This window comes from Streptococcus infantis, assembly GCF_000960085.1.
Lineage (GTDB): Bacteria > Bacillota > Bacilli > Lactobacillales > Streptococcaceae > Streptococcus > Streptococcus infantis_C.
On sequence record NZ_JYGT01000009.1, the window covers coordinates 60,603 to 79,437 of the forward strand.

Consider the following 18,835-nt stretch of genomic DNA (forward strand, 5'->3'; position numbering starts at 1 on the left):
AAAATAGAGGTGAACGAATTTTTATAATGAATGATAAAAATAGAGGTAAATATGAAAATCGGTATTGATAAGATTGGTTTTGCGACCAGTCAATACGTTTTGAAATTACAAGATTTAGCAGAAGCTCGAGGAACTGATCCTGAAAAATTGAGTAAAGGACTCCTTTTAAAAGAATTGAGTATTGCTCCTTTAACAGAGGATGTTGTTACCTTGGCTGCTAGTGCAGGAAATTCTATCCTGACTGAAGAAGATAAGCAAGAGATTGATATGGTTATCGTAGCGACAGAATCAGGAGTCGATCAAAGTAAGGCAGCTGCAGTTTTTGTACACGGTTTGCTTGGAATTCAACCTTTTGCTCGTAGTTTTGAAATCAAGGAAGCTTGTTATGGTGCAACTGCGGCCCTTCACTATGCTAAGTTACACGTAGAAAATTCTCCTAAATCAAAAGTGCTGGTGCTGGCTAGTGATATTGCAAAATATGGTGTCGAAACTCCAGGGGAACCAACCCAAGGAGCAGGCTGTGTTGCTATGTTGATTAGTCAAAATCCACGTGTTATGGTCTTCAACAATGATAACGTTGCGCAGACTCGTGATATTATGGACTTTTGGCGTCCAAATTATTCAACGACACCATTTGTAAATGGAGTCTACTCAACACAGCAGTATTTGGATAGCTTAAAAACGACTTGGGAAGAGTACCAAAAGCGTTATGATTGCGACTTGAATGATTTTGAAGCTATTTGTTTCCATTTGCCATATCCAAAGCTAGCTCTCAAGGGATTGAAAAAAATTCTTGATAAATCTCTACCTCAAGAGAAAAAGGATTTACTTCAAAAACACTTTGATGAGTCCATTATTTATAGCCAAAAAGTTGGGAATATCTATACAGGTTCACTCTTTTTAGGCCTCTTATCTCTTCTTGAAAATTCTGATAGTCTCAAAGCAGGGGACAAGCTAGCTCTCTATAGCTATGGTAGTGGTGCTGTATCCGAGTTCTTCAGTGTGGAATTGGTTGAAGGTTATGAACAGCAATTGCAGAAAAATCGCTTAGAATTGCTAGACCAGCGTCAAGCATTGAGCGTAGCTGATTATGAACGAATCTTCTTTGAGGAAGCAAACTTGGATGAGTCCGGTTCAGCAACCATGTCAGACTATGAGGGACAGGACTATGCTCTGGTTGAGATTGTAGAACACCAACGTCGCTACAGCAAGGTTGAAAAATAATGAAAAAAAATTGGAATGGATTTGCTAAAAAATCAATTCAAGAGCGCCTTGAGTTCGTTAAGTCTCAGGCGCTTACTTCTATGGAAGCCCAAAAAAGTCTTGAGCAAAATGAAAATCTTAGTATAACAGTTGCGGACCAACTGAGTGAAAATGTAGTGGGGACCTTCTCACTTCCATACTCAGTAGTGCCAGAAGTGTTGGTAAATGGTCAAGAGTACACAGTTCCTTATGTAACAGAAGAACCATCTGTTGTTGCTGCAGCTAGTTTTGCTAGTAAGATTATCAAACGTGCGGGTGGTTTTACTGCTCAGGTTCATCAACGTCAAATGATTGGTCAGGTAGCTCTTTATCAGGTTCCAGACAGGGATAAAGCATGTCAGGCTATTTTGAGTCAGAAAGCAGAGCTACTCGAACAAGCAAACCAAGCCTATCCATCTATTGTCAAACGTGGTGGTGGAGCCAGAGAGCTAACAGTTGAGAAAATTTCTGGTGAGGCTGACTTTTTAGTGGTTTATCTCCATGTGGATACTCAGGAAGCCATGGGAGCTAATATGCTCAATACCATGCTTGAAGCTTTAAAACCTAGCTTAGAGGCTCTAAGTCAAGGGCAAAGTTTAATGGGAATTCTATCCAACTATGCAACAGATTCTCTAGTAACTGCAACTTGTAGGATTGCCTTTCGTTATTTGAGTCGCCAGAAGGATGAAGCGCGTGAACTAGCTGAAAAAATGGTTTTAGCCAGCCAGTTTGCTCAAGCAGATCCTTATCGAGCAGCTACCCATAACAAAGGAATCTTCAACGGAATCGATGCTCTCTTGATTGCGACAGGAAATGATTGGCGTGCCATCGAAGCAGGAGCGCATGCCTATGCGAGCCATGATGGCGCCTATCGAGGTCTCAGTCGTTGGACTATGGATTTGAAAACAGAAGAGCTAATTGGAGAGATGACCATGCCGATGCCAGTTGCCACTAAGGGTGGATCAATTGGTCTCAATCCTCGAGTCGTGCTCAGCCATGAGTTGCTAGGTCATCCATCTGCCAAAGAATTGGCTCAAATTATCGTTTCGATTGGTCTTGCACAGAATTTTGCAGCCCTTAAGGCTTTGGTCAGTACAGGTATTCAGCATGGACACATGAAACTTCAGGCAAAGTCGTTAGCACTTTTAGCAGGTGCGACTGAGGCAGAAGTGCCTAAGTTGGTAGAAAGCTTGATTGCAGAAAAAACTTTTAATCTAGAAAAAGCCCAAACTCTTTTGAAAAACTTAAGATCATAAGAAAAACTCAGACGAAACTAGTCTGAGTTTTTTTGTGCTTAAATACTTTTACCTGGTAAGAGACTAACTGGTAAGAAATAACCAGTCGTGGCAACTTCTTTGCCCTCGATTTTTTGAAGTAGTAAATCAACTGTTAGGCGAGCAATTTCTTCCAAGGGTTGTTTAATGGTAGTAAGGTGAGGATAGAAATTCTCGATAAAATAAGTCCCATCGTATCCAATAACCTTAAGTTGTTCTGGAACAGAAATACCAAGTTCCTGAGCGATTTTCATCACCAAGATGGCTGTCAAATCATCCGATGCGAAAACAGCATCTGGTTTTTGTTTGGTTAGGATATTTTTGATTTCCATTTCCTTGCGGAGGGGCGAAAAGTCACTGGAAACATTGATAATAGGAGCTTTTGGTAAGATAGAAGCAAAACCAGCATGACGAAGTCCAGTTGGTGAATTGGAGTTGTCATTTCCTGTAATCATGATGATAGATTGGGCTCCAGTTTTAGCCAAGGTCTGAGCAGCTAGGACACCACCAGCATAGTTGTCAGAAGAAACGACAGGGATATCTGGTGATAGGTTACGGTCAAATGAAATAATCGGAGCAGTAACGCGATTGTAATCCTCAATCCCAAGGTTATGACTTCCCGAAATGATGCCGTCTACCTGGTTGGCTTCTAGCATTTCGATGTATTCACGTTCTTTTTCCGAATCGTGTTCACTATTACAAATGATTGTCTTGTAACCTTTTTTGAAGAGTTCGTGTTCCAATTTGTCAATCAATTCAGCATAGAAAACATGGCTGATTTTAGGGAAAATCAAACCGATTAACTTGGCTGATTTTCCTTGAAGACTTCGAGCTAAGTTATTGGGTTTATAGCCCAGCTCACGCATAGCATCATTAACCTTTTGAATGGTTTTTTCAGACAGATATCCTTTTTTATTGATGACACGTGAAACAGTAGTAGGGCTGACGCCAGCCAATTTTGCGACATCAGTTAGTTTTGCGACCATATTCTAATTCGTAGTAAGTTCCAGTTGGGTTTCCAGATTTAATGAGGATTCCATTTTGCTCTTCGTGAGGGAAGACACGACCAGAAAATACCTTTTCTCCTTTATTGATGAAAATTTCAAAGACTGAGTTGTCGATGAAGATATTGACAGTAGTTGCTTGATTAGTAACTGAGCAAGAGCGAGTAGTTCCAAATTCTTGAGCATATTGCTCACCTGCTTGACTGCGGTCAACGGTTACTTGGCCATTGACAAGGTCAAAATTGATAGAGAGCCCCTTGCCGTCTTTATCAGCAAGAAGGATGATTTCACTTTGACTATTAGCCTCTAAGTTCAGTTCAAGTTCGTAGGTGTTCTTAGTTTCAGAACGATTTGAAAATTCCTCTTCTGAAGCACGGAGTTCTTTGATAGCAGCTACAGGATACTGATAGAGTTTGCCATCTTTAATGGTAAGTTCTTTGACCAATGAGAAAGTTCCTTGGTGGTCAAAACGGTCAGATGGATAAGACACATCTGGTAAACCAAGCCAACTTACTGCCAGGGCACGTCCATCAGGAGCGTTAAAAGCTTGAGTAGCATAGGCTTCAAAACCATGATCAAGATTGTGAAGTTCAGAAACATCTATCATACGAGCATTTTCTGGGTCAAAGGAAGCACCGATTTTATACATATTTGGATAGATATTGTCATAGTCAAGAACCTTTTTATCCAAACCTTGTGGACAGTAGAGAAGAACTGGCTGTTCCCCAACAAAGACTAGGTTTGGGCACTCCATCATATAGGCAGTACGGTCATTGTTGAAGTCCAAATCACCAACTTCTTGCCAGTTTGTATAATCGTTATCGACTGCTTTGTAGAGACGGACAAATCCTTTTTTCTCCAAGTCTTGTCCACCAACGATCGCGTAGTATTGTCCTTTAAAGTTAAAAATCTGTGGATCGCGGAAGTGGTCAGTAGCATCAGCAGGTTGATCAATCAAGATTTTATCAATCTTTTCGATTTTTCCATCCTTATCCATCAAAGCACCGATTTGATAAGGGTGACGTACCCAATTTTCGTCACGAACATTTCCTGTATAAAATAAGAACAGTTGATCGCCAAACTGCATAGCAGATCCTGAGTAAGCACCATGACTATCAAGAGGTGTATCAGGCAAAATCTTGACACCAGTTTCTTTATAGTGCACCAAATCGTCACTGTCAAGCTGAACCCAAGATTTTAAACCATGAGCTGCACCAAAGGGGAAGTTTTGGTAAAAGAGAATCCACTTGCCATCAAAGTAAGAAAAACCGTTCGGGTCGTTGAGAAGTCCTTGCTTGGGTTCGATGTGATAGCTTGTATGCCATGGTGACTGCGACATATTTTCTTTGATTTGTTTTATTTCTTCTTGTGTCCAATCTTCATAGCGTCTATAACGACGCTCGGTAGTCCATTCCATTTATATTCCCTCCATAAATTCTACTATCTTTATAGTAAACGTTTCCTTATAAAAAAGCAAGTCTTTTATCATAAAATTAAGAAAAAAATGTCAAACGATTGACAGTAAATAGAAGCTAAATTTTATGAAAATCAATGAAAACATGAAAGTTTTTGAAAACTTTTTAGCAAAAACCTTTTAATAATAGGTATTTATCGAAGAAATACTATTCAAAAATATCAAAAACAGTCAAAAAACAAAAAAACAAATAATTTTTTCTGCAAAACGCTTGACATATTTTTAAAACGTGATAGAATAATACTCGTAGGGCGAATAAATCGCTTTCAAACATTTTACAAAATTTTTTATAAGGAGATTTTTGCAAATGACGAATACAGAAATTGCAAAAAAAGTCATCGAAGCCTTAGGTGGACGTGAGAACGTTAATAGTGTAGCTCACTGTGCGACTCGTCTTCGCGTTATGGTTAAAGATGAAGCGAAAATTAACAAAGATGCTATCGAGAACTTGGAAAAAGTTCAAGGTGCTTTCTTTAACTCAGGTCAATACCAAATCATCTTTGGTACTGGTACAGTAAACAAGATGTACGATGAAGTCGTAGCTCTTGGTTTGCCAACTTCTACAAAATCTGAAATGAAAGCAGAAGCTGCAAAACAAGGAAATTGGTTCCAACGTGCTATCCGTACATTCGGTGACGTCTTCGTTCCAATCATTCCAGTTATCGTAGCAACTGGTCTCTTCATGGGTGTTCGTGGTCTCTTGACTGCTCTCGGAATGACACTTCCACAAGATGTGACAACTTACACTCAAATCTTGACTGACACAGCCTTTATCATCTTACCAGGATTGGTTGTTTGGTCAACCTTCCGTGTATTCGGTGGTAACCCAGCCGTTGGTATCGTCCTTGGTATGATGCTCGTATCTGGCTCACTTCCAAATGCCTGGGCTGTTGCTTCTGGTGGGGAAGTAACTGCAATGCAGTTCTTCGGATTTATCCCAGTTGTAGGTTTGCAAGGTTCAGTTCTTCCAGCCTTCATCATCGGGGTTGTCGGAGCTAAATTTGAAAAAGCTGTTCGTAAAGTTGTTCCAGACGTTCTTGACCTCTTGGTAACACCATTCGTAACACTTTTGGTTATGTCAATTCTTGGTTTGTTTATTATCGGACCAGTCTTCCACGTTGTTGAAAACTACATCCTTCTTGGAACAAAAGCACTCCTTAACTTGCCATTCGGTCTTGGTGGTTTCTTAATCGGTGGAGTTCACCAATTAATCGTCGTATCAGGTGTTCACCACATCTTCAACTTGCTTGAAGTTCAATTGCTTGCTGCTGACCATGCTAACCCATTCAACGCTATCATTACTGCAGCTATGACTGCTCAAGGTGCTGCAACTGTTGCCGTTGGTGTGAAAACTAAAAATCCTAAACTTAAAACTCTTGCTTTCCCAGCTGCTCTTTCTGCCTTCCTAGGTATTACTGAGCCTGCTATCTTCGGGGTTAACTTGCGTTACCGTAAACCATTCTTCCTTTCATTGATTGCTGGTGCAGTCGGTGGTGGACTTGCTTCAATCCTTGGACTTGCTGGTACTGGTAATGGTATCACAATCATCCCAGGTACAATGCTTTACATTGGTAATGGACAACTCCTACAATACCTTCTTATGGTAGCTGTATCATTTGCACTTGGTTTTGCTCTTACTTACATGTTTGGTTATCAAGATGAAGTAGAAGAAGTTTCAGGAGCAATTTCTGAAGCCGAAACTGACCGTTTAACAGAAGAAGCAGTAACTGGTACTCTTGCTTCACCTAGCGAAGGTGTTATCCAAACACCAATCGTTGGTGACGTTGTAGCTCTTGCTGATGTGAATGACCCAGTCTTCTCAAGCGGAGCTATGGGGCAAGGTATCGCTGTGAAACCTAGCCAAGATGTTGTGTATGCACCTGCTGATGCAGAAGTGACAATCGTCTTCCCGACAGGACACGCTTACGGTCTAAGAACTGCTAACGGTGCTGAAATCTTGATCCACGTTGGTATCGATACTGTTTCAATGAACGGTGAAGGCTTCAACCAAAAAGTTGCCCAAGGTGACAAGGTTAAAGCTGGAGATGTTCTTGGAACATTTGACTCAGCTAAGATTGCTGCTGCAGGTCTTGATAACACAACAATGGTTATCGTAACAAACACTGCAGACTTTGCTTCAGTAAATCCAGTTGCTTCTGGATCAGTTGCTAAGGGAGATGCAATCATCGAAGTTAAAGCTTAATAAATCAAAAAAACGAACAAATGTCATGTTTGTTCGTTTTTGCTTGAATGGTAAAATTTACAGAGGAAAATCTAAAATATAGAGCAATTTTCCTTCTGGAAATATGCTATAATAGAGAAAATAAAAACTAGAGGTTTATCATGACAAAATTATATGGAAGCTTGGAAGCGGGCGGTACAAAATTTGTCTGTGCTGTCGGTGATGAAAACTTTAACGTTGTAGAAAAAACACAATTTCCAACAACAACTCCAATCGAAACAATCGATAAAACCATTGAGTTCTTCTCAAAATTCGATAACCTTGCTGGTCTTGCAGTTGGTTCATTTGGTCCTATTGATATCGATAAAAACTCAAAAACTTACGGATTTATCACAACAACTCCAAAACCTAACTGGGCAAATGTCGACTTGCTTGGTGCCCTCCGTCGCGCTCTAAACGTGCCTATGTATTTCACAACAGACGTAAACAGTTCTGCTTACGGTGAAGTGGTAGCTCGTAACAATGCCGGCGGTCGTATTGAAAACTTGGTTTATTACACAATCGGTACAGGTATCGGAGCTGGTGTTATCCAACGTGGTGAGTTTATCGGTGGTGTTGGTCACCCTGAAATGGGTCACTACTATGTCGCTAAACACCCAATGGACGAGGAAAAAGAATTCAACGGTGTTTGTCCATTCCATAAAGGATGTTTGGAAGGCTTTGCGGCTGGTCCAAGCTTGGAAGCTCGTACAGGTGTTCGTGGTGAAAACATCGAACTTAACAACTCTGTCTGGGATGTTCAAGCTTACTATATCGCCCAAGCTGCAGTGAATGCGACTGTAACTTTCCGTCCAGATGTTATCGTCTTTGGTGGTGGGGTTATGGCTCAACAACATATGCTTGACCGTGTACGTGAGAAATTCACAGCCCTACTCAATGGCTACCTACCAGTTCCAGATGTACGTGACTATATCGTGACTCCAGCTGTTGCTGGCAATGGTTCAGCTACACTAGGAAACTTCGTTCTTGCTAAGAGCGTTGCAAAATAAGAATATAGAAAAACTCCCAACTGAGAAAGTTGGGAGTTTTGCTTTAGTCTTTTTCTATTTTTGTTTCCTGATGGAAAATATTTTGCCAAGTTTCGTGGCGGCGCCAGATGCTGGTATGAATGGTATCACCGACTTGGTAGCGGATGAGTTTAGTCTTTTGACTGATAGAAGTCAAATGAAGCTCTTTAATGGCAGAGGTTAATTCTTTTTCAGCCGTATAGGCTCCCTTATCCAGTTCTTGTCCGTCCTGGCGAATATAAATGAAGTCTTCTGCAAGTAATTCCTCCAGTTGATTTCCTTGGTCAATCAGTTGCTCTCTCATGAGCAATTTTTTATAGACATTATCTAGAATTTCATCCTCAGGGATTGGTGCTGGTTCAATATGAATGTCTGTATCAAAGACACCAAAGCGTTCTGATAACATGGATTCGACCTGATCCGCAATTTCGTGACTTTCAAAAACAGAGAGATCTGGGTTCATTTCCAGAGTAATGTCCAGATAAATGTTGCTTCCGTAAGTACGACCTCGTTGTGATTTGACCTTGCTAATCTTAGGAATTTCCATGATAGCCTTTTGGTAATCTTCTAGCAAGTGTTCATCAAAACCATCAGAAAGGCTGAAGGATGACTCGATAAAGATATCATAAGCAGTTTTAAGAATAAAGAAGGTAATGATAATCGCAACCAACTTATCCACTATTGGATAGTTGAAGCTACTAGCCAGGATAGCAATAGAAGTTCCAAGAGATGTCACGGCATCTGATAGATTGTCCTTAGCTGCAGCCTTGAGGGCCTTGGACTTAGACTGCTTGCTCAGATGGGTATTGTAGAGATAAACGGCGAACATGATGATGGCAGAGATGACTCCCAGAGTCGCCCCAAGAGGGTCGATGACGGTTTGCTCTCGGCTGAGTATCTTTTGGATGGTATCACGTAGGACATCAAATCCAACGTAAAACATGATGATGGAAGTGATGAGACTTGCCAAGTCCTCGATTTTCCAGTGACCGAAGCGATGGTCCCTGTCTGCCGGTTGGCGAGCCAAACGAATCCCGATGAGAAGGGCAACATTTCCAACAATATCTGAAACGTTATTAAAACCATCAGCCACCAAACTGGATGAATGGAGGAGGTGTCCGGTCGCTAGCTTAGCTGCAGATAAGAAAAGATAAGTCAAAATGCTGATAATGGCACCACGCTCAGCTAATTTTAAGTTTGAAACCGATTGATTCATCTAACTCCCCTTCTAGCATTTTAGTATTCTTTCATTATACTGGTTTTCCAAGGAAATTTCAAATGGAGGGCGAATAAACTCCAGCCCAGCACTTGAAAACTTTTGAAATTCTGATATAATAGAAGTACTCAAGGGAGTAGCTGGCGGTTAACCGCGATAGTGTCGTCATTACGATTTATTTCCGGCACTATATTAAACAGCGAGACTTGTTTTTTTAAAAAACAGGTCTCTTTTTTTGTAAAAAGAGGCCAAAAAGGAGGAGACTGTTTTGTCAAAAGAACAAAATAAAGATTTGTTTTACACGCAATCTTCTGAGGAAGTCCTAAAGAACTTGGACTCATCTGTCGAGGGTTTGTCAACTGCTCAGGCTCAAGAACGCTTAGCGACTTATGGTCGTAATGAGTTGGAAGAGGGTGAGAAACGTAGCCTACTAGCTAAATTCCTTGATCAATTTAAGGATTTGATGATTATCATCTTGCTTGCAGCTGCAGCGCTTTCTGTGATTACAGAAGGAATGGACGGTCTAACGGATGCCATTATCATCTTGGCCGTTGTTGTCTTGAATGCTGCCTTTGGTGTTTACCAAGAAGGGCAAGCAGAAGCAGCCATTGAAGCACTGAAAAATATGTCTAGCCCAATGGCCCGTGTTCGTCGTGATGGTCATGTCATTGAGATCGACTCAAAAGAATTGGTACCTGGAGACATCGTCTTGCTAGAAGCTGGAGATGTAGTACCTGCGGATATGCGCTTGTTTGAAGCAGCTTCCCTTAAAATTGAAGAAGCAGCTCTTACAGGGGAGTCTGTCCCAGTTGAAAAAGATGTGACAGGACTTGTTGAAGCGGATGCTGGTATCGGGGACCGTGTTAATATGGGTTACCAAAACTCAAATGTAACATACGGTCGTGGTATTGGTGTCGTAACCAATACTGGTATGTATACAGAAGTTGGTAAGATTGCGAATATGTTGGCCAATGCCGATGAGACAGAAACACCATTGAAGCAAAGCTTGGAACAATTATCTAAAGCCTTGACTTACTTAATCGTTGTGATTGCGATTATCACTTTCTTGGTTGGTGTCTTCGTTCGTGGAGAACATCCGTTGGAAGGCTTGATGGTTGCAGTTGCTCTTGCGGTTGCGGCGATTCCAGAAGGTCTCCCTGCCATTGTAACCATCGTTCTCTCTTTGGGAACTACAACTCTTGCTAAACGGAATTCGATTGTTCGTAAATTGCCAGCCGTTGAAACACTTGGTTCAACAGAAATCATCGCATCTGATAAAACAGGTACCTTGACCATGAACCAAATGACTGTTGAAAAAGTGTATACCAACGGTCAATTGCAAAGCTCTGCATCTGAAATTACTGCGAACAACAATACGCTTCGCATCATGAACTTTGCCAATGACACTAAAGTAGACCCATCTGGCAAATTGATTGGAGATCCAACTGAGACAGCCCTTGTACAGTTTGGTTTGGACCACAATTTTGATGTTCGCGAAATTCTGAAGGATGAACCACGTGTGGCAGAATTGCCATTTGACTCAGACCGTAAACTTATGTCTACTATTCATAAGGAAGCAGACGGTTCTTACTTTATCGCTGTTAAGGGTGCCCCTGACCAATTGCTCAAGCGCGTGACGCGCATTGAAGTCAATGGGGAAGTTCGTCCCATCACAGAAGAAGACAAGAAAGCTATTCTTGCAACCAACAAAGACTTGGCCAAACAAGCCCTTCGTGTCTTGATGATGGCTTATAAGACAAGCAACGAAATCCCAACTTTGGAATCTGAAATCGTTGAGTCTGACCTCATCTTCTCTGGTTTGGTCGGAATGATTGACCCTGAGCGTCCAGAAGCAGCAGAAGCTGTTCGTGTCGCTAAGGAAGCAGGTATCCGTCCGATCATGATCACAGGTGACCACCAAGATACAGCCGAAGCCATTGCCAAACGTTTGGGAATCATCGATCCAAATGATACAGAAGACCATGTCTTCACTGGTGCTGAATTGAATGAACTCACTGATGAAGAATTCCAAAAAGTCTTCAAGCAATACTCTGTCTACGCGCGTGTATCTCCTGAACACAAGGTTCGTATCGTTAAAGCTTGGCAAAAAGAAGGCAAGGTTGTTGCCATGACTGGTGACGGGGTTAATGATGCGCCATCACTTAAGACAGCTGATATCGGTATCGGTATGGGGATTACTGGTACAGAGGTTTCTAAAGGAGCTTCTGATATGGTCCTTGCCGATGATAACTTTGCAACCATTATCGTAGCGGTAGAAGAAGGACGTAAGGTCTTCTCAAATATCCAAAAATCCATTCAATACCTCTTGTCTGCTAATATGGCTGAAGTTTTCACCATCTTCTTTGCAACCTTGTTGGGTTGGGATGTGCTTCAACCAGTGCATTTGCTATGGATTAACCTGGTAACAGATACGCTCCCAGCCATCGCCCTTGGTGTGGAACCAGCTGAGCCAGGCGTCATGACTCACAAACCTCGTGGGCGTAAGTCTAACTTCTTTGATGGTGGTGTCTTCGGAGCAATCATTTATCAAGGGATCTTCCAAACCATGCTCGTTTTAGGTGTTTATGGTTGGGCTCTTCTCTTCCCAGAGCACCAAAGTCATACTGAAATCCATGCGGATGCCCTTACCATGGCTTTTGCAACTCTCGGTTTGATCCAATTGCTCCATGCCTTTAACGTTAAGTCGGTTTACCAATCTATCTTTAAAGTGGGACTCTTTACGAACAAGACATTTAACTGGTCTATCCCAGTTGCCTTCGTCCTCTTTGTGGTGACAATTTTGGTTCCTGGATTTAATAATCTTTTCCACGTGTCACACTTGAGCTTGACTCAATGGATGGTGGTCGCTGTAGGAGCGCTTATGATTGTAGTCCTTGTTGAAATTGTCAAAGCAGTTCAACGAGCACTTGGAAAAGATAAAAACGCTATTTAAACAATTATGAAAAGTCATCTTCGGATGGCTTTTTGTTTTTATGTAAATATAAACTGCCAAAGATTTTATGCTATAATCAAGGGGAATGATATGGTATGGAGGAAAGAATCTTGGAAAAGAAAATTGTAAAAGATATGATGTTTTTATCGCAGGTATCCCAACCTGCTAATCAGGAGGATTTACCACTGGCAAAGGACTTGCAAGATACTCTGCAGGCTAATCGAGAGACCTGTGTAGGTCTAGCAGCTAATATGATTGGAGTGCAAAAGCGCGTCATTATTTTTAATATCGGTATGATTCCCATGGTCATGTTTAATCCCGTTCTCAAGTCTTTTGAAGGGCCTTACGAGACCGAGGAAGGTTGTTTGTCTTTGACAGGTGTAAGACCGACAACTCGGTATGAGAAGATTACAGTAAGCTACAGAGATACCCATTGGCAAGAGAAGACCATTACCCTGACGGGTTTTCCGGCTCAGATTTGTCAGCATGAATTGGATCATTTGGAAGGTCGTATTATTTAGGCTCAAATCCTTGGTAGTCCTAAAAAAATATGCTACACTAACACTATGAAAATTCTAATCCCAACTGCAAAAGAAATGAACACCGAAATCCCTAGTTTAGAGGCTAAACCATTGCGTCCTGAAAGTCAGGCAGTACTGGATGAATTGGCCAGATATTCTGCCCAAGAGCTGGAGAGTTTTTACAAAATATCTGCCGAAAAAGCGCAAGAGGAGTACGACCATATTCATGCCTTAGAAAATGGAATTGCGATAAACTATCCAGCCTTGCACCTCTTTGATGGACTCATGTATCGCAACATCAAACGGGACAATCTCACCAAGGAGGAGCAAGCTTATCTCGAGAAATACCTCATGATAACGTCAGCTCTCTATGGTGTGATTCCGGCCTTTGCACCCATTGCTCCCCACAGACTGGATTTTTTGATGAAGCTCAAAGTCGCTGGAAAAAGCCTGAAAAGTCACTGGCAAGCAGCCTATGAGGAGTCGATGAAGGGTGAAGAACTAATCTTTTCACTCTTGTCTTCTGAATTTGAAACTGTCTTCCCTAAAGAGGTCCGTGAAAAGATGGTGACCTTCAAGTTCATGGAAGAGCGAGATGGTAAATTAAAAATCCACTCAACCATTTCAAAAAAAGCTAGAGGAACCTTCTTAACAGCCTTGATGGAAGGTCAGATAACTTCTGTAGAAGAGATTAAAAAGCTCAGCTTTGCAGGTTTCAACTATCGAGAAGATCTGTCTACTAACAAGGAATTAGCCTTTGTAAAATAGATTAAAAATAGAGCTTGTTCCCTATCTTTATAGGGGCAAGCTTTTTGTGATTTGACCTTACTATTTTTTATTTAGAATGGTAGGAATTTTCACACAATTTTGGTATAATAGGACTATTAGAAAATTTCGAGGAGACAAACATGTCAGTTAAGATTGCTTTACTTGGATTTGGTACAGTAGCCAGTGGTGTGCCATTCTTGCTAAAGGAAAATAGAGAAAAAATTGTTCAAGCAGCCCAGTCAGAAATTGAAGTAGCTAAAGTTTTGGTCAAAGACGATGAAGAAAAAGCTCGCTTGCTTGATGCAGGAAATGATTTTAATTTTGTAACAAATATCGATGAAATCTTGTCAGACAAAGACATCACAATCGTTGTTGAGTTGATGGGACGTATCGAGCCTGCTAAAACTTTTATTACTCGTGCCTTAGAAGCAGGGAAGCATGTCGTGACAGCCAACAAGGACCTTTTAGCTGTTCATGGTGCAGAGTTATTGGAAGTTGCCAAAGCTCATAATGTTGCTCTTTACTATGAAGCAGCTGTAGCGGGAGGAATTCCAATCCTTCGTACCTTGGTTAACTCACTAGCATCAGACAAAATCACTCGTGTTCTTGGTGTTGTCAACGGAACATCTAACTTCATGATGACTAAAATGGTAACCGAAGGTTGGTCTTACGAGGATGCTTTGGCAGAAGCACAACGACTTGGCTTCGCTGAAAGCGACCCAACCAATGATGTAGATGGTATTGATGCTGCCTACAAGATGGTCATCCTTAGCCAGTTTGCTTTTGGGATGAATGTCAAGTTTGAAGATGTTGGCCACCAAGGGATTCGCAATATCACTCCAGAAGATGTGGCAGTAGCTCAAGAACTTGGTTATGTTGTGAAACTGGTTGGTTCTGTTGAAGAAACAGCTTCTGGAATCGCTGCTGAGGTTACGCCAACCTTCCTTCCTAAAGAACACCCACTTGCAAGTGTTAACGGTGTTATGAATGCGGTCTTTGTAGAATCAATCGGTATCGGCGAGTCTATGTACTACGGACCAGGTGCAGGTCAAAAACCAACTGCAACAAGTGTTGTGGCTGATATTGCCCGTATCGTTCGTCGTTTGAATGATGGAACAATTGGAAAAGCCTTTAATGAATACAGCCGCCCAGTGGTCTTAGCTAAGCCAGAAGATGTCAAAGCTAACTACTATTTCTCAATCTTGGCTCCTGACTCAAAAGGTCAAGTCTTGAAATTGGCTGAGCTCTTTAATGCGGAAGATATCTCCTTCAAGCAAATCCTTCAAGATGGTAAGCAAGAAGGCAAGGCTCGTGTTGTCATCATCACTCATAAAATCAACAAGGCGCAACTTGAAAATATTACAGCAGCTTTGAAGGGTGTAACTGAATTTGAACTTCTCAACACCTTCAAGGTTTTAGGAGACTAAGATGAAGATTATTGTACCCGCTACAAGTGCCAATGTGGGTCCTGGTTTTGATTCAGTTGGTGTAGCTGTAACGAAGTATCTAGAAATTCAGGTTTGTGAGGAACGTGAAGAATGGATGATTGAGCACCAATTGGGCAAATGGATTCCACGTGATGAACGTAATCTTTTGCTGAAGATTGCTCTACAAATTGTTCCAGATCTACAACCAAGACGTTTGAAGATGGTTAGCGATATTCCACTTGCGCGTGGACTAGGTTCTTCTAGTTCTGTCATCGTTGCAGGAATTGAATTGGCAAATCAACTCGGAAACTTGAAGCTAAGCAAACATGAAAAATTACAGTTGGCGACTAAGATTGAAGGGCATCCTGATAATGTTGCACCTGCTATCTATGGAAATCTCGTCATTGCAAGCTCAGTCGAAGGCCAGGTTTCAGCAGTTGTGGCGCCCTTCCCAGAGTGTGCTTTCTTAGCTTATATTCCAAACTATGAATTGCGTACTCGCGATAGTCGTGGTGTCTTGCCTAAGAAACTTTCTTACAAGGAAGCTGTTGCAGCAAGTTCTATCGCCAATGTGGCTATTGCAGCTCTACTGACTGGTGACATGGTTAAAGCAGGTCAAGCTATCGAGAGTGACCTCTTCCACGAGCGTTACCGTCAAGAACTGGTGCGAGAATTTGCGACCATCAAAAAAGTTGCCAATAAAAATGGTGCTTATGCAACCTACCTCTCTGGAGCTGGTCCGACTGTCATGGTCTTGGCTGACCCTGACAAGATGCCAAAGATTAAGGCAGAGCTTGAAAAGCAACCTTTCAAAGGCAAGCTTCATGATTTACAAGTAGACACAGAAGGCGTTCGCGTCGAAGCAAAATAAATTTAGCAATAGGATGGGGAAACTCTCTATTAGAGGGCTTCCTGTCCTTTTTTTGAAAATGAAAGATGGGATATGAAATGTTTCCCACTTTTGCTGACCGATAGATGGTCAAGGAGGTATGAGATGGCAGAAATATATCTAGCAGGTGGTTGCTTTTGGGGCTTAGAGGAATACTTTTCCCGTATTTCTGGAGTGCTGCAAACCAGTGTTGGTTACGCTAATGGTCAAGTTGAAACTACTAACTATCAACTGATCAAAGAAACAGATCACGCAGAGACTGTGCAAGTCATCTACGATGAAAAGGTGGTATCGCTTCGTGAGATCTTGCTCTATTATTTCCGAGTCATTGATCCTTTATCTGTCAACCAACAAGGAAATGACCGTGGTCGTCAGTACCGCACAGGGATTTATTACCTAGATGAAGAGGATTTGCCGAATATCCATACGGTCGTTCGAGAACAAGAGCTTCTCATCGGGCGTAAAATAGCGGTAGAAGTGGAGAAGCTTCGTCACTATATCCTGGCTGAGGACTATCACCAAGACTACCTCAAGAAAAATCCTGGTGGCTATTGCCATATCGATGTGAGAGATGCGGAGAAACCACTGATAGATGCTGCCAATTATGAAAAGCCTAGTCAGGCAACGTTACGAGATAATTTGTCAGAAGAGTCTTACCGAGTTACGCAAGAAGCTGCGACGGAAGCTCCCTTTAGCAATGCCTACGACCAAACTTTTGAGGAAGGAATTTATGTCGATATCACGACAGGTGAGCCCCTTTTCTTTGCCAAGGATAAGTTTGCCTCAGGCTGTGGTTGGCCAAGTTTTAGCCGTCCTATTTCCAAGGAACTCATTCATTACTATCAGGACTTGAGTCACGGTATGGAGCGTATCGAAGTTCGGTCACGTTCGGGTAATGCCCACTTGGGTCATGTCTTTACAGACGGGCCTCAGGAACTGGGTGGCTTACGCTATTGCATCAATTCTGCTTCTTTACGATTTATCGCTAAGGATGAGTTGGAAAAGGCTGGATATGGCTACTTACTTCCGTATTTGAACAAGTAAAAAGATGGTGGTTTTTCCAACTTCTTCATTTTGAAAATAGAAGGGACTTATGAAACACTTACTTTCTTACTTTAAACCCTACATCAAAGAGTCTTTCCTAGCGCCCTTGTTTAAGTTGCTAGAAGCTGTTTTTGAACTCTTGGTTCCCATGGTGATAGCAGGGATTGTTGACCAATCTATCCCTCACAAAAATCAGGGCCATCTGTGGATGCAAATGGGACTCCTTTTTGTGTTTGCAGTTATTGGTGTTTTGGTGGCTTTGGTTGCCCAATTTTACTCAGCTAAGGCAGCAGTCGGCTTCACCAAGGAGTTGACCAATGACCTCTATCGTCATATTCTCTCTTTGCCCAAGGAGAGTAGAGACCGTTTGACAACTTCGAGTTTGGTGACGCGTTTGACTTCAGATACCTACCAAATTCAGACAGGAATCAATCAATTCTTACGCCTCTTTTTAAGGGCGCCTATTATTGTTTTTGGTGCCATTTTCATGGCTTATCGTCTCTCGCCTGAGTTGACCTTCTGGTTTTTGGTCATGGTTGCCATTTTGACCCTTGTCATTGTCGTTTTATCACGGTTGGTCAATCCTCTCTACAGTAGTTTGAGAAAGAAAACTGACCAGCTGGTTCAGGAGACGCGCCAACAACTACAAGGTATGCGCGTGATTCGTGCCTTTGGTCAAGAAAAACGAGAGATTGAACATTTCCAAGTACTCAACCAAGTCTATACAGCCATCCAAATGAAAACAGGATACTGGTCTAGTCTCTTGACACCCTTGACCTATTTGATCGTCAACGGAACTTTACTAGTGATTATCTGGAATGGTTATATTTCTATCCAGGGAGGCTGGCTCAGTCAGGGCGCCTTGATTGCCCTGATCAACTATCTCTTACAAATTTTGGTAGAGTTGATTAAACTAGCCATGCTCATTAATTCACTCAACCAGTCTTATATATCAGCTAAGCGCATTGAGGAAGTCTTCGCTGAAAAACCTGAAGATATTCATACTGAACTTAAGGCAGGAAGGGTTTCTGGAAATCAAGTTTTACACGTCCAAGGATTGACCTTTACCTATCCAGATGCTGCCCACCCTTCTCTGATGGATATTTCTTTTGATATGCAGCAAGGAGAAATTCTTGGGATTATCGGAGGAACTGGTTCTGGTAAGTCAACATTGGTTCAGGTCTTACTTGGTTTGTACAAACCAGATAAAGGAACAGTGGCCCTCCATCAGGCTGGACATAGCCCTCGGGATCTGGCCCAGTGGCGGTCCTGGATAGCCTATGTCCCTCAAAAGGTTGAACTCTTTAAAGGGACAATCCGCTCCAACTTAACTTTGGGTATGGAAGAGACTGTTTCAGATCAAGAACTCTGGCAGGCTTTGGAAATTGCTCAGGCCAAGGACTTTGTCAGTGAGAAGGAAGGTCAGTTGGATGCAGAAGTCCAAGCAGGCGGTCGTAATTTTTCAGGTGGACAAAAACAACGCTTGTCTATCGCCCGAGCAGTCTTACATCAAGCACCATTTCTCATCTTGGATGATGCGACTTCAGCCCTTGATACCATTACCGAGTCCAATCTTCTAAAGGCCATTCAGGCGAACTTGCCAGATACTAGTTTAATCTTGATTTCCCAACGAACTTCGACTTTGAAGATTGCTAATCAAATTCTCCTTTTAGAGAAAGGTCAGCAATTAGCGCTTGGAAATCATGAGGAATTGATGAAGACTAGTCAAGTCTATCGTGAAATCAATGCATCCCAACATGGAAAGGAGGACTAG

The 18,835-nt window shown here is 41.9% G+C and carries 14 protein-coding genes; 11 read left to right on the top strand and 3 right to left on the bottom strand.

Going from position 1 to position 18,835, the window contains the following annotated elements:
* Positions 1 to 51: 51 nt before the first annotated feature.
* Positions 52 to 1,224, top strand: coding sequence for a hydroxymethylglutaryl-CoA synthase (locus TZ94_RS06675; RefSeq protein WP_045615324.1), 1,173 nt, complete (start codon positions 52 to 54; stop codon positions 1,222 to 1,224).
* On the top strand, positions 1,224 to 2,498 hold the full coding sequence (locus tag TZ94_RS06680) for a hydroxymethylglutaryl-CoA reductase, degradative (protein WP_045615326.1): 1,275 nt from the start codon (positions 1,224 to 1,226) through the stop codon (positions 2,496 to 2,498). The genes TZ94_RS06675 and TZ94_RS06680 overlap by 1 nt, the downstream gene beginning before the upstream one ends.
* Before the next feature lie 38 nt (positions 2,499 to 2,536).
* On the opposite strand, the gene TZ94_RS06685 is transcribed toward TZ94_RS06680, so the two are convergent.
* Positions 2,537 to 3,502, bottom strand: a complete 966-nt coding sequence (locus TZ94_RS06685) for a LacI family DNA-binding transcriptional regulator (RefSeq protein ID WP_045615329.1) — start codon at positions 3,500 to 3,502, stop codon at positions 2,537 to 2,539.
* A complete protein-coding gene (locus TZ94_RS06690; RefSeq protein WP_045615331.1) occupies positions 3,483 to 4,937 on the bottom strand; it encodes a sucrose-6-phosphate hydrolase in 1,455 nt (484 codons plus the stop codon). Before TZ94_RS06690 ends, TZ94_RS06685 begins: the two co-directional genes overlap by 20 nt.
* A gap of 364 nt (positions 4,938 to 5,301) precedes the next feature.
* Between TZ94_RS06690 and TZ94_RS06695 the strand changes: the two genes are divergently transcribed.
* Together TZ94_RS06695 and scrK are read left to right on the top strand one after the other, a co-directional pair.
* Positions 5,302 to 7,197 (top strand): sucrose-specific PTS transporter subunit IIBC, encoded by a 1,896-nt coding sequence (locus TZ94_RS06695; RefSeq protein ID WP_045615333.1) that lies wholly within the window; start codon positions 5,302 to 5,304, stop codon positions 7,195 to 7,197.
* A gap of 140 nt (positions 7,198 to 7,337) precedes the next feature.
* Positions 7,338 to 8,225 (top strand): fructokinase ScrK, encoded by an 888-nt coding sequence (gene scrK, locus TZ94_RS06700; RefSeq protein WP_045615334.1) that lies wholly within the window; start codon positions 7,338 to 7,340, stop codon positions 8,223 to 8,225.
* Positions 8,226 to 8,268: 43 nt separating this feature from the next.
* Here scrK and TZ94_RS06705 read toward each other — a convergent pair whose 3' ends face one another.
* Positions 8,269 to 9,459: a cation diffusion facilitator family transporter gene (locus tag TZ94_RS06705; protein WP_045615335.1), complete on the bottom strand. Its 1,191-nt coding sequence runs from the start codon at positions 9,457 to 9,459 to the stop codon at positions 8,269 to 8,271.
* Between the two features lie 268 nt (positions 9,460 to 9,727).
* Between TZ94_RS06705 and TZ94_RS06710 the strand changes: the two genes are divergently transcribed.
* The 7 genes from TZ94_RS06710 (at position 9,728) to TZ94_RS06740 (ending at position 18,835) form a co-directional block, all read left to right on the top strand.
* Positions 9,728 to 12,412, top strand: a complete 2,685-nt coding sequence (locus TZ94_RS06710) for a cation-translocating P-type ATPase (RefSeq protein ID WP_045615337.1) — start codon at positions 9,728 to 9,730, stop codon at positions 12,410 to 12,412.
* Between the two features lie 110 nt (positions 12,413 to 12,522).
* Complete coding sequence (locus TZ94_RS06715) at positions 12,523 to 12,933, top strand: peptide deformylase (RefSeq protein ID WP_045615567.1); 411 nt, start codon at positions 12,523 to 12,525, stop codon at positions 12,931 to 12,933.
* Positions 12,934 to 12,978: 45 nt separating this feature from the next.
* Positions 12,979 to 13,701 carry a peroxide stress protein YaaA gene (yaaA, locus tag TZ94_RS06720; RefSeq protein WP_045615338.1) on the top strand — a complete coding sequence of 241 codons (723 nt, stop codon included), beginning with the start codon at positions 12,979 to 12,981 and terminating at the stop codon, positions 13,699 to 13,701.
* A gap of 140 nt (positions 13,702 to 13,841) precedes the next feature.
* Positions 13,842 to 15,128, top strand: a complete 1,287-nt coding sequence (locus tag TZ94_RS06725; protein WP_045615341.1) for a homoserine dehydrogenase — start codon at positions 13,842 to 13,844, stop codon at positions 15,126 to 15,128.
* Between the two features lies 1 nt (position 15,129).
* The gene (thrB, locus tag TZ94_RS06730) at positions 15,130 to 15,999 is read left to right on the top strand and encodes a homoserine kinase (protein ID WP_045615344.1); all 870 of its coding nucleotides are present in this window, start codon (positions 15,130 to 15,132) and stop codon (positions 15,997 to 15,999) included.
* A 123-nt stretch (positions 16,000 to 16,122) separates the two neighbouring features.
* Positions 16,123 to 17,061: a peptide-methionine (R)-S-oxide reductase MsrB gene (gene msrB / locus TZ94_RS06735; RefSeq protein WP_045615345.1), complete on the top strand. Its 939-nt coding sequence runs from the start codon at positions 16,123 to 16,125 to the stop codon at positions 17,059 to 17,061.
* 49 nt (positions 17,062 to 17,110) lie between these two features.
* Entirely contained in the window at positions 17,111 to 18,835 is a 1,725-nt protein-coding gene (locus TZ94_RS06740) for an ABC transporter ATP-binding protein (RefSeq protein WP_045615348.1), read from the top strand.